This is a genomic window from Desulfomicrobium orale DSM 12838, assembly GCF_001553625.1.
GTDB classification, from domain to species: Bacteria; Desulfobacterota; Desulfovibrionia; order Desulfovibrionales; family Desulfomicrobiaceae; genus Desulfomicrobium; species Desulfomicrobium orale.
Genome location: NZ_CP014230.1, coordinates 1,561,617 through 1,580,913 on the forward strand (window position 1 = coordinate 1,561,617; position 19,297 = coordinate 1,580,913).

At 60.7% G+C, this 19,297-nt stretch carries 17 protein-coding genes; 13 read left to right on the forward strand and 4 right to left on the reverse strand.

What is annotated here, in order from left to right:
* Window positions 1-22: 22 nt before the first annotated feature.
* Both AXF15_RS07190 and amrB read left to right on the forward strand, forming a co-directional pair.
* Window positions 23-3,112 carry a tetratricopeptide repeat protein gene (locus AXF15_RS07190; RefSeq protein WP_066605315.1) on the forward strand — a complete coding sequence of 1,030 codons (3,090 nt, stop codon included), beginning with the start codon at window positions 23-25 and terminating at the stop codon, window positions 3,110-3,112.
* Window positions 3,113-3,186: 74 nt separating this feature from the next.
* Window positions 3,187-3,996: an AmmeMemoRadiSam system protein B gene (amrB, locus tag AXF15_RS07195; protein ID WP_335338892.1), complete on the forward strand. Its 810-nt coding sequence runs from the start codon at window positions 3,187-3,189 to the stop codon at window positions 3,994-3,996.
* A 260-nt stretch (window positions 3,997-4,256) separates the two neighbouring features.
* Here the strand turns inward: amrB and AXF15_RS07200 are convergent, their stop codons facing one another.
* Window positions 4,257-4,877 (reverse strand): Maf family protein, encoded by a 621-nt coding sequence (locus AXF15_RS07200; protein WP_066605316.1) that lies wholly within the window; start codon window positions 4,875-4,877, stop codon window positions 4,257-4,259.
* Window positions 4,878-5,192: 315 nt separating this feature from the next.
* Here AXF15_RS07200 and AXF15_RS07205 point away from each other — a divergent pair, with 315 nt between their 5' ends.
* Window positions 5,193-5,966, forward strand: a complete 774-nt coding sequence (locus AXF15_RS07205) for a hypothetical protein (protein ID WP_066605319.1) — start codon at window positions 5,193-5,195, stop codon at window positions 5,964-5,966.
* A gap of 25 nt (window positions 5,967-5,991) precedes the next feature.
* Here AXF15_RS07205 and AXF15_RS07210 read toward each other — a convergent pair whose 3' ends face one another.
* Window positions 5,992-6,306, reverse strand: coding sequence for a hypothetical protein (locus AXF15_RS07210; RefSeq protein ID WP_066605321.1), 315 nt, complete (start codon window positions 6,304-6,306; stop codon window positions 5,992-5,994).
* A gap of 370 nt (window positions 6,307-6,676) precedes the next feature.
* The gene (gndA, locus tag AXF15_RS07220; protein WP_066605328.1) at window positions 6,677-8,065 is read right to left on the reverse strand and encodes an NADP-dependent phosphogluconate dehydrogenase; all 1,389 of its coding nucleotides are present in this window, start codon (window positions 8,063-8,065) and stop codon (window positions 6,677-6,679) included.
* Between the two features lie 230 nt (window positions 8,066-8,295).
* Between gndA and AXF15_RS07225 the strand changes: the two genes are divergently transcribed.
* The 10 genes from AXF15_RS07225 to AXF15_RS07270 all read left to right on the forward strand — a co-directional run bounded on the left by AXF15_RS07225 (window position 8,296) and on the right by AXF15_RS07270 (window position 18,260).
* Window positions 8,296-9,054: a cytochrome c3 family protein gene (locus AXF15_RS07225; RefSeq protein WP_066605329.1), complete on the forward strand. Its 759-nt coding sequence runs from the start codon at window positions 8,296-8,298 to the stop codon at window positions 9,052-9,054.
* Window positions 9,055-9,060: 6 nt separating this feature from the next.
* Window positions 9,061-10,254, forward strand: a complete 1,194-nt coding sequence (locus AXF15_RS07230; RefSeq protein ID WP_066605330.1) for a 4Fe-4S dicluster domain-containing protein — start codon at window positions 9,061-9,063, stop codon at window positions 10,252-10,254.
* 122 nt (window positions 10,255-10,376) lie between these two features.
* Window positions 10,377-11,324, forward strand: coding sequence for an RnfABCDGE type electron transport complex subunit D (locus AXF15_RS07235; RefSeq protein ID WP_236884739.1), 948 nt, complete (start codon window positions 10,377-10,379; stop codon window positions 11,322-11,324).
* 3 nt (window positions 11,325-11,327) lie between these two features.
* Window positions 11,328-11,906, forward strand: a complete 579-nt coding sequence (gene rnfG / locus AXF15_RS07240) for an RnfABCDGE type electron transport complex subunit G (protein WP_066605335.1) — start codon at window positions 11,328-11,330, stop codon at window positions 11,904-11,906.
* Between the two features lie 10 nt (window positions 11,907-11,916).
* Window positions 11,917-13,098 carry an FprA family A-type flavoprotein gene (locus tag AXF15_RS07245; RefSeq protein WP_236884740.1) on the forward strand — a complete coding sequence of 394 codons (1,182 nt, stop codon included), beginning with the start codon at window positions 11,917-11,919 and terminating at the stop codon, window positions 13,096-13,098.
* A 60-nt stretch (window positions 13,099-13,158) separates the two neighbouring features.
* On the forward strand, window positions 13,159-13,890 hold the full coding sequence (gene rsxE / locus AXF15_RS07250) for an electron transport complex subunit RsxE (RefSeq protein ID WP_066605340.1): 732 nt from the start codon (window positions 13,159-13,161) through the stop codon (window positions 13,888-13,890).
* Between the two features lie 3 nt (window positions 13,891-13,893).
* A complete protein-coding gene (locus tag AXF15_RS07255) occupies window positions 13,894-14,469 on the forward strand; it encodes an electron transport complex protein RnfA (RefSeq protein WP_066605343.1) in 576 nt (191 codons plus the stop codon).
* A 50-nt stretch (window positions 14,470-14,519) separates the two neighbouring features.
* The gene (gene rnfB, locus AXF15_RS07260) at window positions 14,520-15,407 is read left to right on the forward strand and encodes an RnfABCDGE type electron transport complex subunit B (RefSeq protein ID WP_066605345.1); all 888 of its coding nucleotides are present in this window, start codon (window positions 14,520-14,522) and stop codon (window positions 15,405-15,407) included.
* An 85-nt stretch (window positions 15,408-15,492) separates the two neighbouring features.
* Window positions 15,493-16,506, forward strand: a complete 1,014-nt coding sequence (locus AXF15_RS07265; protein ID WP_066605348.1) for an FAD:protein FMN transferase — start codon at window positions 15,493-15,495, stop codon at window positions 16,504-16,506.
* 395 nt (window positions 16,507-16,901) lie between these two features.
* The gene (locus AXF15_RS07270; RefSeq protein WP_066605350.1) at window positions 16,902-18,260 is read left to right on the forward strand and encodes a YdgA family protein; all 1,359 of its coding nucleotides are present in this window, start codon (window positions 16,902-16,904) and stop codon (window positions 18,258-18,260) included.
* Window positions 18,261-18,591: 331 nt separating this feature from the next.
* On the opposite strand, the gene AXF15_RS07275 is transcribed toward AXF15_RS07270, so the two are convergent.
* Window positions 18,592-19,293: a hypothetical protein gene (locus tag AXF15_RS07275; RefSeq protein ID WP_066605353.1), complete on the reverse strand. Its 702-nt coding sequence runs from the start codon at window positions 19,291-19,293 to the stop codon at window positions 18,592-18,594.
* Between the last annotated feature and the right edge of the window lie 4 nt (window positions 19,294-19,297).

The window sequence follows — 19,297 nt, forward strand, 5'->3', positions numbered from 1 at the left end:
ATTTTCATCCTGCGCCTGTCTTATGCGATATAAATTCAGCCTGACCTGGCTTCTTCTGGCTTTTTGCGCCGTATTTTTCTGCCAGAGCGTCCTGGGAGCCTCCCTGAAGTGGAAGCGGCAGGACGACGGCGAGCACCTCGTTTTCAAATTCAAAACCGCATTGCCGCCGGATACGTCCATGCGGCGCGGCCCGTCAGGCATCGAACTGCCGCTGCCCCAGGATTTCTGGAAGAAAGAGCGCATCCCCAAAAAGACGGACTTTTCCGCCTCCGCTTTTGTAAGCGGCGTCGAATACATGCCGGACGCCATTTTCATCCGAACCGGCGGCGCTTTTGAATTTTCCACCTCCACCCGCCCCAGAGCCCGCGAACTGATTGTGGAATTCAGGCCTTCTTCCTCCGATTCGGCCCTGCCAGCCAACGATACCTTGCAGAACGGCACCGCTTTGGATGCGGCTTCATCCGGGATGGAGCCGGAATTTCTTTCAGGAAAAGGCCGTCTGCGCGGAAAAATCTTTTGGCCCGGCCGCTCTCCCATACGGGAAACTTCTTCACAGGGCACTGCCGCAAACCAGACGGCCGTTTCGTCCGGCCCGGAGGCTTCGGTGGACAGGCCTGTCGATAGGAAACCGGCCGGAGAGCCGTCCTCCTCTGCCCGGCCGGAATATTGGTCTGGTGAATCCGCCAATCGCACGACAGGTCCGCCCGCACAGGACTCTCCGGTCAGGGAATCAGCCGCAGGTACGAAGCCGTCCGGGAAGAAATCCGCCTCGCGCGGAGGACGGTTCGTCATCGAGCCGGTGGTGGTGTTGCCCAGTCTGAATCACGCCCGGCCGCTTTCCAAAGAAGGAGAGGCCCCGCAGGAGGAAGAATCGTCTTCTTCCGCAGTGCCGGAAGACAAGAGTCCCGCGGTTTTGTCCGGACAGGAACCTTTGCCGCAGCTCGCTTCATCCGCACCTGCCGGATCAGGAGCCGGAAAAGAAGAACTTGTCAGCGATATTCCGGGGAACGCTTCCGTTCCAGGGCCGGGAGCCGTCAATGCAGGTGATGTTCAGGGCGCACCCGCGGCACGGGACGAAAATATCCCGGCGGATGTGAACGCCTCCGACGGGACTGCCATGCTTCCGGAAAATACGTCTGCATCCGCGGCAAATGCCACGGCCAACGCCACGGAGGAGCTGGAAGTCCTGTCCGCACAGGCCCGGAAGGCGCTCGGCGACGGCAGATTGGACGAGGCCAGGGCCGTCATGGAGACCATGCTGCGGCATCCGGGCGCGTCCGGGGATGTGCGCGAGGAGCTGCTTTACACCCTGGCCGACATCGCCATGCGGGAGGGCCGGGAGGACTTGCCCGGAAACTTTCAGACCATCCTCCGGGCTTACGAGGCCGCAAAGAACGCCGACGTGCATTCCCGGAACATGCCCGAAGTCCTGGCCAGTCTGGGGTATCTGCATCTGGCGGTGGGCAGCGTGCCCGAGGCCAGGGGATACTTCGACCTGCTGCGGCGCAAGTACCCGGACGACCCCCGTGTGCCCGTGACCGACCATTACTGGGGCGAGCATTATCTGAAGCACGGCGAGTACACCAGGGCGGCGGAACATTTTCAGTATGTGGTGCGCAGCCATCCGGACAGCGACGTGGCTGCGGCCAGCACTCTGGGGCTTCTGAAAGCGTTCATGGAACTGGGCTTTTTCGACAAGGCCATGGAACTGGTCCGTACTGTGGAGAAACGCTGGCCGCGCCACTATCTGGAAGATCCGTCCTTTCTGATGACCGCCGGCCACGCGGCCATGGCCGCCGGACAGTTCGACGCGGCCCGGGACTATTTCTGGACCTATGTGAACATCGTGCCCCAGGCCCCGGACGTGGACATGGCCATGGCCCGCATCGGGGACATTTTGATGCAGCAGAACAGGAAGGACGCCGCCAGGGAGATCTATCACCGCGCCGCCGAAGCTTATCCGGACAGTGACGGCGGGCTCATCGCCCAGATGCGCCTGGCCGAGGAAGGCGTGCTGGACCAGCCCTCGGTGGGCGACATGGCTCCGTCCTTCGGCCGTTCGGGGATGAACCCGGAAACGGTGTACAACCGCATTCTGGAGAAAAAGGACAATCCTCTGGCTCCCGTGGCCCGGCTCAAGCTGGCCATGTGGCGGCTCTGGGAGAAAAAATATGCCGAGGCTGTGCGGGAGGTCGAGCAGTTCCAGAAGGACTACCCGGATCACGATCTTCTGGCCAAGGCCAGGGAAGTGATGGACAGAGCCTTGCAGGACTGGCTCGCCGCCGATCTGGCCCAGGGGAATTATGAAGCGGTTCTGGATGTCTGGAACGCGCATTCCGGAATTTTCGAAGGCCGGGAACTGTCTTCGGGGCTGCGGCTGACCCTGGCCACGGCCCAGGCCCGGACCGGACATCCTGAGGAGGCGCTGGCTCTGGCCGAGCCCATCGTCTTCAGACTGCCCAGGGACGAGTACTCCGAGCCGGGTATGGATCTGGTTCTTTCCACACTGGTGGAGATGCAGCGCTGGGAGGATGTGGCCAGGCTGGCCGAGCGGGTCAGGCCGTGGAAGCTGGGGCGCGACCGGCAGCGTCAGGTGGACTATGCCGCGGCCCTGGCCCAGGAGAACCTGCTGCGTCCGGACAAGGCCCGGCCGCTGTGGGAAAAGCTGAGTACGGACATGAATCTGGAGGATACGCAGCGGGGTTACGCGCTGTACTTCCTGGCCCGCGCCACACTGGATGCGGGCAAGGTGGAGCGGAGCGCCATTCTGGCTCAGGAAGCTCTCAACCTGTTCCTCAAGGAAAAGAAGGACGTGGCCAAAATCAGGGACTGTCTGGAACTTCTGGCCCTTGCGGCCGACAGGAATGACCGGTTCCGGGACGCCCTGGCCTGGACCCTGGAGGCCGATGAATACATACCCGAGGGCGACCGGGACTGGCCCGCCCACACCTACCGCAAGGCCCTGCGCTTCCGGAAAAACGGCGACACGGAGAAGTGGAAGGAAAACCTGGAGCATATCATCCGGGCCGTGCCGGACAGTCTGTACAGCCGCATGGCCAGGGCCGAACTGGAGGGCGCGAGGCTGGAGCGGGAAGTGGAAAAATTCCGGTAGAGGCGGGGCCGGCCGCTTCCGGGAAGATCTCCGGGGAAGCCTTCAGGTCTCGCCGGAAAAAGCAGAGGCAGGTTATGGAAACTATGGATCGTGATCCCGTTTTTGCGGGGCAGTTCTACGCGGATTCTTTCGATCAGTGGCTTCCCGTGGTCCGGTGCTGCATGGAGGGGGAGACGCGGGCGGATGCGCTGACGCGTCTGGTGATGGTGCCGCACGCGGGGCATGTGTTCTCCGGGAAAGTGGCTGGCCGGACGCTGGCCCAGGCCAATCTGACGGATACGGTATTGCTGCTCGGTCCAAACCATACCGGCCTGGGTGCGCCTCTGGCCGTGTGGCCCGGCGGCAGATGGCTGCTGCCCGGAGCGGAGCTTGCCGTGGACGGGGAACTGGCGGCGGCCATTCTGCAGGCCGAGCCCGCGTGTACGGCCGACCGTGCCGCGCATTTGCGCGAACACTCTCTGGAAGTGGTACTGCCCTTTCTGTGGGCCGCGAACCCGGAATTGCGTATCGTGCCCATTGCCGTGGGGGACCCGCGTACGGGCGTGCTGGCCGGAGCGGCGGCGAAGATCGCCGAAGTCCTGTCGGGGCGCGTCGTGTCCATCGTGGTCAGTTCGGACATGAACCACTTCGCGTCCGACGAAAAAACAAGGAGAGTGGATCAGCGCGCCCTGGACGCCATTCTGGGGCTGAATCCCATGGAGCTTTACGGCACCGTGCGGGGGGAGAACATCTCCATGTGCGGCGTACTGCCCATGACTTTGGGCATGCATCTGGCCAACATGCTCGGCGCGTCCACGGCCCGCGTCGCGGCCTATGCCACATCCGGCGAGGTGAACGGGGACCTCTTGAGCGTGGTGGGCTATGCGGGTGTGATTGTGGAGTGATTCTTTCATTGCAGGCCGTGGCAATAATACCGCTCATGACTTCGGGGGTATCGTGTGGTATACTGTTGTGAAAGTGGAAAAAGGGTTTGATGCACCGAGTTGCCCGGGAGAAAGGTAAAAAGTTGGCTCCTTGCACCCCTCGTTGCCGGAGATCCCGCCAGCTTTTCATACTTCGTGAGTCATGGGGGCTGAGCCTGGGACTGAGATCACCTGGCGGATGTCCTCCCGAAGGGTGAGCGCGAAAGGCCGGGCCTGAAGAATCAGACATCTTCAGGAGAGACGGCCGGGGCGATGACCGCGCAGGTCAGGAGAATACGCAGAATTTCCGGAACCGGCAGGCCGACCACGTTGGTGTAGGAGCCGCGCACCTCATCCACCAGAAAGGCTCCCGCGCCCTGGATGCCGTAGGCTCCGGCCTTGTCCATGGGCTCTTCTGTGGCGATGTAGGCCCGGAGCATGGCGGCGGAGGCGGGAATCATGTGCACGCGGGTGGTCACGGCGTGACACTGGCTGATTTTTTCCCGGACGTGCAGGACGCAGAATCCGGTGATGACATCGTGCCAGTTTCCGGCCAGCTCCGAGAGCATATGCAGGGCGTGGGCGGCGTTTCGCGGTTTTCCCAGAATCCGTCCTTCCCGGACGACAATGGTGTCGGCGCTGATGACGGTCTGGTCCGGCCGTTTTGCCGCGATATCCTCCCCCTTGATGCGAGCCATGCGCCGGGCGTAGATTTCCGGCGCTTCGGCGGGTTCGGGTGCGGGCTCCCCCAGGCGGCTCGGGGAGACCTCGAAGCACAGACCTTGTCCGGCCAGGAGCGCTTGCCGCCTGGGCGAGGCCGAGGCCAGGGTCAGCGGCCGCAGAGTGCGAAACGGCCCCTGCATCAGGCCGCCTCCGGACCTGGAAGGTTCTGTGGCCGGGTGCGGAGGTGCGGATACGGGCGGTGGATCGGGAGCATTGTTTTCCTCTTTGACTGCCGGACGGAGCTGCGGCATAACCCGCTGGATTTGGCTTTCTTCATGGAAGTGAAGTGATCCGGGCCTTGGGATAATCCATCTTCGGTATGCCGGATCATTCCAGACCGAGACTCAAATTTTCTAATGCGGTGCGACGGCGAATTCAACCCGCCGCGACCGGCCGGAAGAGCGGTGCCCCGCCGCAGCGCCGGAAGCCAGGGTAATGAATGCCCGGGGGAACCAATGCGGGAAACACAGACGGAAGACAAAAAAAAGGGCCTTGCCTCCCTTTTCGAGGACTGCGAGATCAAGGATTTTTTCCGGCGTTACGTGCAGCTGCTGGTCACCGTGGAAGTCCTGATCTTTCTGGTGTGCTGGGTATACCAGCTGGGTATCGACGAAGTGGCCGCCACAGGCGCTGTGGTGGACATTCCCTTCCCCTGGAAGATGTATTTCACGGTGTCCTTCATCGCACCTGTGGCCGTTACATTTTTGACGGGCATTGTGGTGGTGGGCTTCAATTCATTTCTGTACGGGCGGCGGGGCGAGCCCATTTTCAAGGAAGACAGTCAGGACGCCACAGCTGGCCGGCTGGCCAGAATCGCCAATTTCTGTCTGAAGCTGCCTTTTCTGTTTCTTTTGCTGCTGCTGGGCGTTCTGGCGGGCGTGGCGTACAACATGGGCGAGATCGTGCTCTTTCTGGGGCGGTTCGGAGAAGCCGCGGTCCGGTTCGTCCTTCTTGCCCTGGGGGGCCTGCTGCTGGCGGGGACCATTTTCGGGGTGGTGCGCATGGTCCTCAACTACAAGCTGCGCAAGAAAAACATGGAATACGCCTACAAGCGGGAAGTGATGGACCGGCTGGGCATCGCCATTCTGGACGAGCGGACCATGCTGGACAGCCAGGGCCGGGTGTTCGACCTGAAAAGGCGGCCTGTCGATATTCCTCCGGGAGAGATGAAACCTCTGCCTTCCGCACCGTCCGAGGACTCGCTGACGGAGCGGCCCGGGGAAGCCTAGGGGCGGGGCTGCCCCCGCCGCCGGTTTACTTCGCTCCGCGTTTGGACGCCTTCAGGGGGTTCAGCTTCTTCTTTGGTTCGCCGTCGCTCTTTCTGATGCGGTGTTTGTTCTGCTCGAACAGTTCCACCGGCGAGAGTCCCATTTTCTCCAGATAGTCCCGGACGACGTTCCGGCTGACGGCATAGCGGTTGGTGTCCGCCATGTTCCTGTCCACCCTGTCCTGGCTGGTGAAGTAGAGCCCCTTGTCGTCAATGGCCAGCAGGACTTCCGCTCCGTCTTTCTCCATGCTCTGGATGATCATGTCCGAAGTCGTGCCGAACCGGTTGATCGCGGTCGCCATAAATTTCTCCTTGGTGTCGGTTTGAAAACAGCTTTCATCCGGATATGTGCATGGTTTATGGCGCAAGGCCCGGCCACCGCACGCGGCCTGATAAATGCCGGGAAAAGTTTTTCGGCGGGTTTGCGGATCAGGTGTCAGACGGCCGGGCGGGGGCGGCGGACTGACGGCTATTATCCCGGCAAAACGGCCAGCCGCTCCGAGTGGAAGGGTTTGGTGGAACAAAAGAAATCTCCCGTAATCCTGTGACGGACTGCGGGAGATTTTTTGTGTGAAGTCTTGCGGCCACCCTGGAGGTTTGCGCGGGCATTTTTCAGAGACATGCCGCGCGGAAGATGGAAATATGGGCCGTTTGGCCGCCCGGCGTGAGAGGTTATCCTTTCCAGGGGCCGTGAAACACGCCGGGCCGGTCCGGACGCTCGAACCCGTGCGCTCCGAAATAGTCCCGCTGGGCCTGCACGAGACTTGCCGGGAGCCGGGCGCTTCTGAATGCGTCGTAGTAGGCGAGGCTGGCGCCAAGCCCCGGAGCGGGGATACCCGCCGCCGCAGCCAGAGTCGTTACGCGCCGCAGAGCCAGTTGCGCGTCGGCCAGATCTTCGGGAGCCGAGGCGATGAAGGACAGCGGTGCTTCCGGAGCGAATGTCCGGACCAGATCGTCCAGAAAGGCGGCCCGGATGATACACCCGGCCCGCCAGACCCTGGCGATGCGCGCCGGGTCGAGTCCCCAGTTCCAGGTCCTTTCCGCCGCCATCAGAAGGGAGAATCCCTGCAGGTAGGCCAGACGGGTCGCCAGAAACAGCGCCTTCCCAAGCGTCTCGGGAGCGGGGATGTCCAGAGATACATCGGCGGCCGGGAGCAGGGGGGCGTACCTCTGGCGTTCTTCCCGCCGCATGGAAAGCATCCTGGCTTCCACCGCGGCGGTGATGGCCGGAACAGGCACTCCCAGATTCAGGGCGCTCTGGCTGGTCCACAGACCCGTTCCCTTGCCCTGGGCCGTATCGAGAATGGCGTCCACCATGAAGCCGTCGCCGGACAGGTCTTTTGTCCGCAGGATATTGGCGGTGATTTCCAGCAGATAGGAACTGGCGGCCCCTTTATTCCAGGCCGCGAAGCAGTCTGCGGTTTGCCCGGGCGAAAGGTTCAGGCCGCGCCGGAGCAGGTCCCAGGTTTCGGCGATGAGCTGCATGACCGCGTACTCGATGCCGTTATGCACCATCTTCACGAAATGTCCGGCTCCGTCCGCGCCCATGTAGTCGGCGCAGGGGTCTCCATCCGCACTGCGGGCCGCTATTTTTTCCAGAATGTGCCGCATCTGCTCCCAGGCCGGGAGGGGGCCGCCGGGCATCAGGCTGGGGCCGAGGAGGGCCCCTTCTTCTCCGCCGGAAACGCCCATGCCTGCGAAGAACACACCCGTTTCCCGAAGCCTCCGGGTCCGCCGGACGGTGTCCTCGAAGTGGGAATTACCGCCGTCCACGACGATGTCGCCGGGCTCCAGCACAGGGAGCAGTTCGTCCAGAAGCTGGTCCACGGCCGTCCCGGCTTTGACCATGAGGATAATTTTTCTCGGCCGGGACAGGGCCGCCACGCAGGAGGGAACATCCCATGCCGGAGTGATGGACTGGCCTTTGGCCGGGCCGCCCAGAAATGCCTCGGTCCGTTCGCGGGTGCGGTTGTACACCGTGACGGCGAGGCCGTTGCGGGCCATGTTCAGGACCAGATTCTGGCCCATGACGGCCAGTCCGATCAGTGCGATGTCGTTCATGCTGCCTCCGGGAGAGGGATATTTGGGCCGGAAAAACGGCCCGGGGCTGCGGGGTGTCCACCCGGCGATCTGGAACGCCGGTAGCTGGAATCCGCGTCCAGGGCAAGGAACGCGCGACAATCCGGGATGGCGCGTATTTACAAAGTTTCCGCTCTCGGTTAGCGAGCCAATAGATAATCTTTCTGTCATGATATGCGGCTGCTTTAAACGGATTTCAACCGGAAAACAGGATGCCTGTCTTGAAGAATCGTTATACGCCCATCATCGGTGTGTGCGGCGCGCTGGCTCTTCTGATCGCCGGCGGCCACTTCATCCCCACCCCCTCCGAAGCCCTTCCCGTCCGTATTTCCATGCGTAACAAAGGCGGGAACGTCGTTTTCACCCATGCCCGGCATCTGGAATACGTGAAGAAGCTGGATGGAAGCTGCGAGACCTGTCACCACGAAAAGAAAATGCGCGGCATGACACTGGCGCCCGTACCGTGTGGGTCCTGTCACGCCACGGAATTCGACGCAAAATTCTCTTCCGACCATCAGGCCAGCCTGCCGCCCGAGACCTGTACCTATTGTCACCACGCCGAACTGGGCAAACTGCTCTACAGCCACGAAGATCACGCCGCGCAGCACGACTGTACCGAATGCCATCACGGCCCGGATATCGAGGCCGAGCCGGGAGCCTGTAATCAGTGCCACGGCGCCGAAGCCGAGGAGAACATGCCTTCCCTGCGGGAAGCCGTGCACGCCAAGTGCAACACCTGCCACGAGGACATGTTCGAGGAGCAGCTGAAGGGCTGTAAGGGGTGCCACGAAATTCTACCGGGCAAGGCCGAGGGGCCGCAGCCGTCCTGTAATTCCTGTCATTTTGAAACGGACGCCACGCCGCTTCTGACGCGGATGGATTCCTACCACGACCAGTGCATGGACTGCCATGAGAAGGCCGGGGCCGGTCCTTATGGCGAGGACTCCTGCAACCGTTGTCATACCAGGTAGGCCGCCATGAAGAAGCCGTATCTGAACACCTCCGCGTCCGTGACCCCTGAATTGCGTGAACTGTCCGCCCCCGCGCGGCTCAGGGTTCCTCTCCATGAGAAACATAAGCCCACAGTCAAGAAAAAGCAGACCGTGGCCCGGGGCGAGGTCATCGCCGAGAACCCCGCGAAAAGCGCCTACGGAACGGGTTTTCTCCATGCGGGCATGGACGGCGTGGTGGAAGAGATCCTGACGGATGCCATCGTGATCGCCGCTTTGCCGGAGCCCCGGGAAGGAGAAGAAACCACCGTCCCGGCTGGTCCCGAACCTGCCGTTCTGAACGGGCTGGAAGGAGAGGCTCTCTGCCGCAGACTGCTCGAGCTGGGTATTGACACCGGCGTTTTTCATCCGGGCCGGATGCTGATCGTGAACGCTCTCAATCCGGAACCAGGCATGCTGGCGAGCGAATATTTGCTGCTCAAGGAGCGGGCGACCCTCGAGGCGGGCCTCCGGCTGCTGGAGCGGGCCGTGCATCCCCCGGCCGTGAAGCTGGCCGTGGCCAGGGGCATGGACGCGGCCCTGCAGGGCTGCGCTACGGTTCATGTTTCCGACCGGTATCCGTCCACCATCGATCCACTGGTCGTCCATGCGCTGACCGGCACCGAACGTCCGGGCAACGTGGATGTCATTTCCGTTTCCCATCTTTATCGGGCGGGGCGCGTGGCCGAGACCGGCCTGCCCGCGCCGGACGCCATCCTGAGTCTGAACGGCAGCCTGTTCAGGGTGTCGGCAGGAATTCCCGTACAGGACGTGCTGGACGCGGCGGGCATTTCCTCGGGGCCCGGCTGGAAAGTCGCTCTGGGAGGTCCCATGCGCGGCGAGAGTATTTTCGATCTGTCCGTCGGTGTGCCCCCGGACTGTACGGCCATTACCGTGGTCCGGGAGGGGGAGTTTCCCGAAGTGGCTCCCAACCCGTGCATCCATTGCGGGGAATGCGTGCTGGCCTGTCCGGCGCGCATCCATCCGGGCCTGCTGTCGGCCAACGCGGAGTTCGGATTTTTCGACGCGGCCCGCGCCGGGCATGTGGAAACCTGCCTGGAATGCGGCATGTGCACATTTGTCTGCCCGGCCAACCGTCCGGTGATGCAATACCTGCTGGTGGCCAAGCGGCAGCTGGCCGATCAGGACGAGACTCTGACCTCGTGCAGATTGCAGGCCTGAGGACGGAAACGGGGCCCGGACAAGACGTTCGGCGAAAGAGCGGCCTTTTCGGAAATCGGCAGGGACCCGACCCGGGTTCAGATGACTCCCGGGCGGCTTGATAACACGGCGGGATGAAAAGCATGGCTCAAAACAGCGCATTGTTCACGGTTTCCACGGCGCCCTTCTGGCACTGCGGAAAAACCATCAAAACCAATATGTTCCATACGCTGCTGGCGCTTTTTCCGGCGGCGGTGATGGCTGTTTACCGATACGGCTACGACGCGGCGGAAGTGATCGCCTGGGCCGGACTGACCGCCGTGATCACGGAGTTCGCCATCCAGAAGCTCATGGACCGCACACCCACAGCCGATGATTACAGCGCCCTGGTGGACGGCGTGCTGCTGGCCTTTTTGCTGCCTGCCACCGCGCCGGTCTGGCTGGTGGTCGTGGGCAGCTTCCTGACCGTGGCGCTGGGACGCATGGTTTTCGGCGGCTTCGGCGGCAGCCCGGTGTGTGCGCCCGTGGTCGGATGGTGTGCGCTGACCATCTCCTGGCCCGACTACATGGATCTGAACGGCATGCTCCTCAAGTGGGATCTGATCGAACCCTTGAGCGAGCTCAAATATTTCGGCCTGGAGGCTGTTTCCTCCGTGTCGCCGGTGTCCCTGCTTCTGGGGGGAAACCTCGGCGCTCTGGGGGCATCCCAGGTGCTCATGATTCTTCTGGGCGGACTTTACCTGATCGGGATGCGCAGACTGCGTTGGCATATCCCGCTTTCCTTTCTGGCCGGGGTCTTTGCCGCGGCTCTCGTTTTCAATCTGGTGGACCCGCAGACCTACGCACCGCCGCTTTTCCATCTGCTTACGGGCAGCACCATGCTGGCGGCGTTCTTTTTCATGCCGTATCCATCCTCGTCGCCGGCTTGGCCCTTGTCCATGCTTCTGTTCGGATTTCTGGGTGGAATTCTGGCCGTGGTCATCCGCGTGTACGGGATCTATCCCGACGGGGTGCCTTTCGCCGTGTTGCTCATAAACCTGCTGACGCCGTTTTTCGACCTCATTCAACCCCGACCTTTCGGCAGGAGGTAGGCCATGGTCGAGATTATCCGAATGGTGGTGGTTTTGTCGGCCATCACGGGACTGTCCGGATTCGTCCTGTCGGGGCTCAAGGTCGTGACCGAGCCCATCATTGAGCAGCAGGTGCTGGCCAATGTACAGGGCCCGGCACTGAAGCATCTTTTTCTGCACAACACCAACGACCCCATCGCCGACCGCAAGACCATCATCCTGCCCGGTTCCGAGACCGGCGTGCGGGTCTTCCCCGCCCTGCGCAACGGAAAATTGCAGGCTGTAGCCATGGAGGCCTCGGGCAAGGGTTACGGCGGGGACGTGAACGTGCTGGTGGGCTTTGACATCAATGCGGACAAGCTGATCGGCATCAGCGTGACCACGCACAAGGAGACTCCGGGCCTGGGCTCGCGCATCGAGGCAAATTCATTCACCAAGCAGTTCAGGGGCAAGACCCCTGACAAGGCCCGGCTCAAGAAAGACGGCGGAGATGTCGACGCCATTTCCGGGGCCACCTTTTCTTCCGTGGCCGCGGCCGACGCCGTGAAACAGGCCGCCGAATGGTATGCGGCTCTCAAGGGTACCATCAAGCAGACGTGGTAGAGAGGAGGAAATGATGAAGCCGAAAGTCATTGCCGAAGGAGTCAAATGGGTTGGTGTCGTGGACTGGAACCGGCGCATGTTCGACTCGCTGATACCGCTGCCGGATGGCACGAGCTACAATGCCTACCTCGTTCAGGGAACGGAAAAGACGGCGCTTATCGATGCGGTCGATCCGGCCATGCTCGGCATTTTGAAAGAGCATCTGAAAGATGTGGACAGAATCGACTATATCGTTGCCCAGCACGCCGAGCAGGATCATGCGGGCTCCATTCCTTTTGTTATGGAGATGTATCCTGAGGCCGTTGTCGTCTGCACTCCCAAGGCGAAAAGTCTGCTGATCGATCATCTCGCCATTTCAGAGGAACGCATAAGAACCGTCGGGGACAATGAGGAAATTCTGCTCGGCGGCAAGACGCTGCGCTTCATCCATACACCCTGGGTGCACTGGCCCGAAACCATGGTCACGCATCTTCCGGAAGATGGGATCCTGTTCACATGCGATTTTCTCGGCTCGCACATGGCGGCGTCGGACCTTTACTCCGGAAAGAAATCGTGCATTCTTGAAGCGGCGAAGCGTTATTATGCCGAAATCATGATGCCTTTCCGCAAAATGATACAAACGAACCTGAAAAAGATACGCGAACTGGACTTCAGGGTCATCGCGCCCAGTCACGGACCGCTCCACGATTATCCTGAATATATTCTGGCCGCTTATGAAGACTGGATTTCGGACGACGTATCGAACTCGGTCGTCATCCCGTACATATCCATGCACGGCAGCACGGAGATGATGGTCGATCATCTTGTCGCCTCATTGTCCGAAAAGGGCGTTACAGTGCATAAATTCGAGCTGTCCATGACTGATATCGGCAAACTGGCCATAGCTCTTGTGGACGCCGCGACTATAGTAATCGGTACACCTACAGTTCATATTGGTCCGCACCCGAATGTATTTTCAGTAACCTATCTGGCGAATATATTGCGCCCGAAGGCGAAATACGCAGCGATCATAGGTTCTTATGGATGGGGTACGAAGGTTGTGGAGCAGATTTCCGGATTGATTCCGAATCTGAAAGTGGAAGTCCTTGGCACAGTGTTGTGCAAGGGAGCGCCCAAAGAGGCCGCCTTTGCCGAACTGGACGCCCTTGCAAATACAATTGCCGAGAAGCATTCCGCGATCCGGCAGGCATGAAACGCCGTCCGCGGCAGGCAATGAGCAGCCGCCGCTGAACCGAGAAGGCAGGAGAACCGTATGGCCAGCATGATGCAGGAATTCACCAAAGGCTTGTGGAAGGAGCTGCCGCCTTTTCGGCTGGTGCTGGGGCTGTGTCCGGTCCTGGCGGTGACCAATACGGCGGAAAACGGCCTGGGAATGGGTGCTGCGGTCATTTTCGTACTTACCCTGAGCAATGTCATCATTTCCCTGGTGCGCAATCTCATCCCCAAGAAGGTGCGTATCGCCTGTTTCATCGCCATTGCCGCATCTCTTGTGGTCACGGTGGAAATGCTCATGCAGGCTTTCACCTACGGGTTGTACCAGCAGCTCGGCATTTTCGTGCCGCTCATCGTGGTCAACTGCATCATCCTGGGCCGGGCCGAGGCCTTTGCGGCCAAGAACCCGCCGCATCTGGCCCTGGCCGACGGTCTGGGCATGGGCATCGGCTTCACCATCTCCCTGACTTTTCTGGGCAGCATCCGCGAAGCCTTGGGCGCTGGAACCCTGTTCGGAAAGGAGCTTTTCGGACCTGGCTTCCAGCCGTTCACCTTCATGGTGGAAGCTCCGGGAGCTTTTGTCTGTCTGGGGCTCATTCTGGCCGGAATGAATTTTCTGAACGCCTGGCAGGCCAGGCGCAAGGGGCTGGATGTCGACCCCCATTTCGATGCCGGGTGCTCCGGGTGCACGGCCTGCAAGGGACTGGAGAAGATCGTGCAGCAAAAAAAGCTGGAGCGGCTGACCACGGCTCCAGGCGCGGCGCAGGAGTAGCGTATGGGTACTTTTCTGTTTTTCATCTCGGCCATCTTTGTGAACAACATCGTTCTGGCCCAGTATCTCGGCAACTGCCCTTATCTCGGCTGCTCCAAGGAAAAGAGCGTGTCCATCGGCATGGGCCTGGCCGTCATCTTCGTGACCATCATGGCCACCATCTTCACCTTTCTCATCCAGAAGCATGTGCTTGTCCCGTTCAAACTGGGCTATCTGCAGACCATCGTCTTCATTCTGGTCATCGCGGCTCTGGTGCAGTTCGTGGAGATGTTTCTGAAGAAGGCCGTGCCGCCGCTTTACAAGTCGCTGGGCATTTTTCTGCCTCTTATCACCACCAACTGCGCGGTGCTGGGCGTCGCCATTCTGGTGCAGCGAAAGGAATACGATTTTCTGACTTCCGTACTCTACGCCATGGCCGCCGGAACTGGTTTCATGCTGGCTCTGGTGGTGCTGGCGGGCATCCGGGAGCGTTTCGAGATCACGCGGATTCCACGGGCCATGCGCGGCGTGCCCATCGGGCTGGTCATGGCCGGAATCATGTCCCTGGCCTTTATGGCCTTCAAGGGCATGATCGCTTGAGCGGCCGTTTGCCGCCTGATTTTCATGTTTTCATCCTCAGGAACAGCCTTATGATTACCGTCTCCGTTCTGACCCTGTTCGGCCTGGGCTTTGTCTCCGCCGCCATTTTGGCCATCGCCTCCAAAGTGCTGTATGTGGAGGAAGATCCGCGCATCGAGGTCGTCACCGAAGCCCTGCCCGGAGCCAACTGCGGCGGATGCGGCTTTGCCGGGTGTGAGGCTTACGCCATCGCCGTCATCAATGATCCGGACATGGCCCCCGACAAGTGCTGCGCGGGCGGCCCCGATGTGGCCATTCGCGTGGCCGAGCTGACAGGCAAGGCCGCCGGCGATTCCGAGCCCCGGGTCATGTTTCGGCGGTGCATGAAAGTCGAAGGCCAAGTGGCCAGAAAGTACGATTACGCGGGCGTCATGACCTGCGCCGCAGCCAAGATGCTGGGCGGCGGCCCGGACGCCTGTTCCTATTCCTGCATGGGCTTTGGTGACTGCGCCCGGGCCTGCCCCTTTGACGCCATGTGGCTGGAAGACGGCATGGTCCGCATTTCCCCGTCCAAATGCACCAGTTGCGGCACCTGCGCCAAGATATGCCCCAACGGTATTCTGGAACTCATTCCCCGGCGGGCGCGGGTCATGGTCTTCTGTTCGTCCCGGGACAAGGGCAAGGCCGTGCGGGATGTGTGCGGAGTGGGCTGCATCAGCTGCGGGGCGTGCATCAAAAAGTGTCCGGCCCAGTGCATCCGCCTGGAAGACGACCGTATCGTCATCGACCACAAGGCCTGCCTGGATTACGGCCCGTCCTGCGAGGAAGTCTGCGTGGAGAAATGCCCCCGGAAGATTCTGCGCTGCCTGAACCCGGAACAGATCGCCGATGCGCCGGAAACGGAGCCCGCCGGCTATCCCGAGGAATCTCATGTGGCGGAGCTGCGCGCCGGGGAATAGGACCGTGCGATCCCGGGAGAAATCCATGAAGTTCGGCCGTGCGACTGAAACACGTAATATCCGCCAAACGGTACGGAGAGAGAGCATGATCCCTGCATTGCAGTCCGACCGACGGACTTTTCTGAAGCGTCTTGCCATGTTGGCCGCCGGAGCGGCTCTGGCTCCGGTTGTGCGGGTTGTTCCCGCCGCGGCCGGTTCCGGGCGAATCCGGATTCAGGAAGAGCGCATGCTCATGGGAACATTTGTGGGGCTGACGGTGCTGGCCTCATCCCGAATGCAGGGGGAGGAGGCCGTGGTCCGGGCCTTTGCGGAGATGGAGAGTCAGATTTGCGTATTCGACCGTTTCGACGCGTCCACGCCTCTTTCCATTTTGAACAGGGAAGGGCGGCTTTGCGATGCGCCCGAAGAGCTTTTGAGTGTTCTGGATTTCAGCGACGGGCTGTTTATGCGAAGCGGCGGGTTGTTCGACGTCACCGTTGCTCCGGTGGTCAATCTGCTGGCCCGTACGCACGGCGCGCCGGACGAGAACGAACTGCGCGAGGCTCTGGCCCTGGTGGACGCCGGTAGAATGTCCCGCCGGGACGGGGATATCCGCTTTGGTTCACGGGGCATGGCCGTCACACTGGACGGCGTGGCCAAGGGGCATATCGCCGACCGCGCCGCAGCCGCTTTGGAAAGGATGGGCATCGATACATATCTGGTGGACGCGGGCGGTGATATCCGTGTGCAGGGCGCGCCGGAAGGCCGTCCCTGGCGCATCGCCATCCAGGATCCGGACAAGGGCGGCAACTATCCGGCGGTCATCGAACTGCGCTCGGGAGCCGTAGCCACTTCCGGCGGTTATGAATCCGGCTTCGACAAGGCCGGCACTTCGCATCACCTGATCAACCCGGATACGGGCGCGTCGCCCGCATACGTGCGATCTGTCAGTGTCCAGGCTCCCACAGTCATGCAAGCCGACGGGCTGGCCACGGCCTTGAGTCTCATGCATCCGCGCGAAGCCTTGCGCCTGACGGACTCCCTGCCCGGCCACAGTTGTCTGCTGGTCACATCCAGCGGCGCCCGGCTGGCCTCGGACAACTGGGGAATGCGGCTGTAGGACAGGTGGAGAAAAAAATTTCCGGCAACTCTCCCCAATTGGTTCTGCGGTATTTCTGAACACATCTGCCGAAAGTCTCCGGCCAACGGTGTGTTTCGGCTGTTCTGTCCGATGCGGCCGCTTCTCTGTCTGTGGGGTGCTGACAGTCCGGGCATGTGGCTGTGGAAGGCATACCTCCATTGACGATTTCGGCCGCTTCCAGTCCCTGCCGGATTTGATTTCGCCGCGCGTTCTTTTTCTACTGCCTCCAGAAATGCCATACCGCTTCCATTTGTGATGATGCGTGCTTCGCATCGTGGATTTACCATGAGCATTGTTTTTTCCGGGACTCTGTGTCAGCAATGCCCATCACATGACGGTGCATGCCGTTTATACGGAGAGGAGAGAAAGAGGAAATGAAGAAGATACTTGTTTTGCTGCTGCTTCTTGTACTGCTCGGGTTTGGAGCCATTTTCGTGTCCGGAAACATGGCCCGGGACAGCTATATGGATGCCTTGCGTGATTACAGTCAGGGACCACTCACGTTCGCCAATATCCGGTACGAACGGGGTCTGTTTGTTTCCAAGGCTGCAACCCGCGTGGTTCTGGCCGACCCGAAAAAGGCGGAAGGGGAGGAATTCGCCCTGATCATGGAACACATATTCCGCCATGGTCCGCTGCCGCTGGAGACCGGCGAGGAACTGCGTCCGGCTCTGGCGCAGGCGGAGACATTCCTGGCCAGCGCCGCAGACCAGCCGGAAATTTTCCGCAAAATTTTGGCTGAGGCCCCGGCGTTGGAACAGATCCGGGCCAAAGCCTGGATCGGCTTGCTGGGGGCAGTTGACGGCGTGATGCAGATGCCGGCCGTTGCCGTTTCTGACGCGGAAAGCGGGATTTCGTTCGAAATGGAAGCCAGTTCTGTACATTTTTTGCACGACCGGCAAAAGGGAACCCTCACCGGAAATCTGAATTTTCCCGGCTTGCGGGTGCAGGACGAGCATGGAAAAAGTGGCCTGAGCGGTCTGAGCTGCACGTTTGACATGCAGGAGGGACTGCCCTGGGTGTATGTGGGCAACTCGACCCTGAAGCTGGCCCATCTTGAGGTCGCCAGAGAGGAGAAACCGTCCGTCACCTTGAGTGGCCTGCATATGACATCCGAGAGCGGCATCAAGTTCAGCCGGTTGTTCAATGTTCAGAATGCGACCCTCGACAGCCTGATGGTCGGGGAAAAGACATACGGGCCCTTTTTTATGGACATGGCGGTACGCAATCTGGATGCTCAGGCCATGAGCGATCTGAACAAGCGTCTGCGTGACATGTCCGAACAGAAGGAAATCACGGCGGAAGCGGCTCAGCAGATGGGCGCCTTCGCACAGGATTTTTTCACCAAGATGTTGGCCGCCGGTCCGGAATTCCAGATTCCCCGCCTCAGTCTGCATACGGATGAGGGCAATGTGGAGGGGCATCTCGATATCCGGCTGGAGGGTTCCGCCGCTCACATAGTCATGACGCCTCACTGGCTGCTGCAACGGCTGGAGGCCCGGGGCGAGATTTCCGCGCAGAACAGCCTGGTCCGGCATATTGTAGCGCGGAGTCTCGGTGGCGGCATGTCCGAAGAGGAAAATGCGACGCTGATCGACCAGGCTTACGACGCCCAGCTCGGGCCGCTGCTGAGAAAGAATTTCATCGTCAATGACGGCGAGCGGATCAAAAGCAGGGTGGTCCTGAATCAGGGACGGCTGACCGTGAACGGAAAGGCCATACCACTTTCCTGATCCGACTGCACGTCGGCGGGATTGCTCCGTAGTTTTACGGTGCGGATTTTTTCGGAAATCCGCGCCGTTTGTTTTTCGGACGGCGGCAGGCTTTTCCCCAGCGGTGTGTGCCTGTATCCGGTGGCATTCAGAGGTCCGGTTCAGAATGGAAGATGTTCTGTCATGTGGGGCACCAGAAAACCGGCCGGGCCGCCCGCTGCGGAGCTGCAAACAGGGTATGGCAGGGGAATGGCAGCGGTTCGGGCGTGACCGGGGATTGCCGATGGCCAGCGGACACAAAAAAGCGCGCGGACTTTGCCCGCGCGCCGTGTTTTTCCGTGCCGCTTCGCTATTAATGTCCGCTGATCTTGAGCCCCCAGCCCTCAAAGACGAACAGAATGGCGAACCCGTACCACATGGTGTAGAAAACGTAGAACAGCAGGGAGAAGATGACGATGCCCATCTTGTCCTTGATGTTCTCCGGCGTCACCTTGTAATAGTTATAGGCCGTCTCCACCACCTTGGCGTTGATGTTCACCGCCACTTTGGCCTGCTCGAAAGCGTGCTGCTCTTTGAGGGCCTTGTCGAAACCGGCCAGCATGGTGTTCCAGTCATAGAGTATCTGCCGGTCGTCCCTGTTTTCATAATTCGGGTATTTGGCCTTCAGTGCCGCACCGTCGTTATGGTACATCGTGTCCGCGTCATCCAGGCTGGCGCTCAGGATGCCTGCGTAGTCGCCGCTGACGGTCAGATCCCTGCCGCTGGCTTCAGCCATGCCGCCCGCCTTGGTGATCAGGGCCGCACTGTCCGCAGCCTGGCTTTCGTTCTCCATTCTGATCTTGGCATTGATCTGATACCCGGCGACGGACTTGGCCTCTTCCCGCAGGTCATCCACATAGTAGGCCGAACCTTTGGAAATGGAGTTGTACAGGTTGTCCAGATAGGCCATGGCGTTGTGTCCGTCGAAAATGGGCTGGAACATGGCGAAAAGCACGATGAAAAAAATCACGAGCAGGACGCTGCCGCCGGTGAATTCCTTTTTGTTATGTACCATGATT

Coding starts and splice junctions, on each gene's coding strand:
- AXF15_RS07190 (WP_066605315.1), top strand. CDS start 23: ATGCGATATAAATTCAGCCTGACCTGGCTTCTTCTGGCTTTTTGCGCC.
- amrB (WP_335338892.1), top strand. CDS start 3,187: ATGGAAACTATGGATCGTGATCCCGTTTTTGCGGGGCAGTTCTACGCG.
- AXF15_RS07200 (WP_066605316.1), bottom strand. CDS start 4,877: ATGCAGGGGCCGTTTCGCACTCTGCGGCCGCTGACCCTGGCCTCGGCC.
- AXF15_RS07205 (WP_066605319.1), top strand. CDS start 5,193: ATGCGGGAAACACAGACGGAAGACAAAAAAAAGGGCCTTGCCTCCCTT.
- AXF15_RS07210 (WP_066605321.1), bottom strand. CDS start 6,306: ATGGCGACCGCGATCAACCGGTTCGGCACGACTTCGGACATGATCATC.
- gndA (WP_066605328.1), bottom strand. CDS start 8,065: ATGAACGACATCGCACTGATCGGACTGGCCGTCATGGGCCAGAATCTG.
- AXF15_RS07225 (WP_066605329.1), top strand. CDS start 8,296: ATGCCTGTCTTGAAGAATCGTTATACGCCCATCATCGGTGTGTGCGGC.
- AXF15_RS07230 (WP_066605330.1), top strand. CDS start 9,061: ATGAAGAAGCCGTATCTGAACACCTCCGCGTCCGTGACCCCTGAATTG.
- AXF15_RS07235 (WP_236884739.1), top strand. CDS start 10,377: ATGGCTCAAAACAGCGCATTGTTCACGGTTTCCACGGCGCCCTTCTGG.
- rnfG (WP_066605335.1), top strand. CDS start 11,328: ATGGTCGAGATTATCCGAATGGTGGTGGTTTTGTCGGCCATCACGGGA.
- AXF15_RS07245 (WP_236884740.1), top strand. CDS start 11,917: ATGATGAAGCCGAAAGTCATTGCCGAAGGAGTCAAATGGGTTGGTGTC.
- rsxE (WP_066605340.1), top strand. CDS start 13,159: ATGGCCAGCATGATGCAGGAATTCACCAAAGGCTTGTGGAAGGAGCTG.
- AXF15_RS07255 (WP_066605343.1), top strand. CDS start 13,894: ATGGGTACTTTTCTGTTTTTCATCTCGGCCATCTTTGTGAACAACATC.
- rnfB (WP_066605345.1), top strand. CDS start 14,520: ATGATTACCGTCTCCGTTCTGACCCTGTTCGGCCTGGGCTTTGTCTCC.
- AXF15_RS07265 (WP_066605348.1), top strand. CDS start 15,493: ATGATCCCTGCATTGCAGTCCGACCGACGGACTTTTCTGAAGCGTCTT.
- AXF15_RS07270 (WP_066605350.1), top strand. CDS start 16,902: ATGAAGAAGATACTTGTTTTGCTGCTGCTTCTTGTACTGCTCGGGTTT.
- AXF15_RS07275 (WP_066605353.1), bottom strand. CDS start 19,293: ATGGTACATAACAAAAAGGAATTCACCGGCGGCAGCGTCCTGCTCGTG.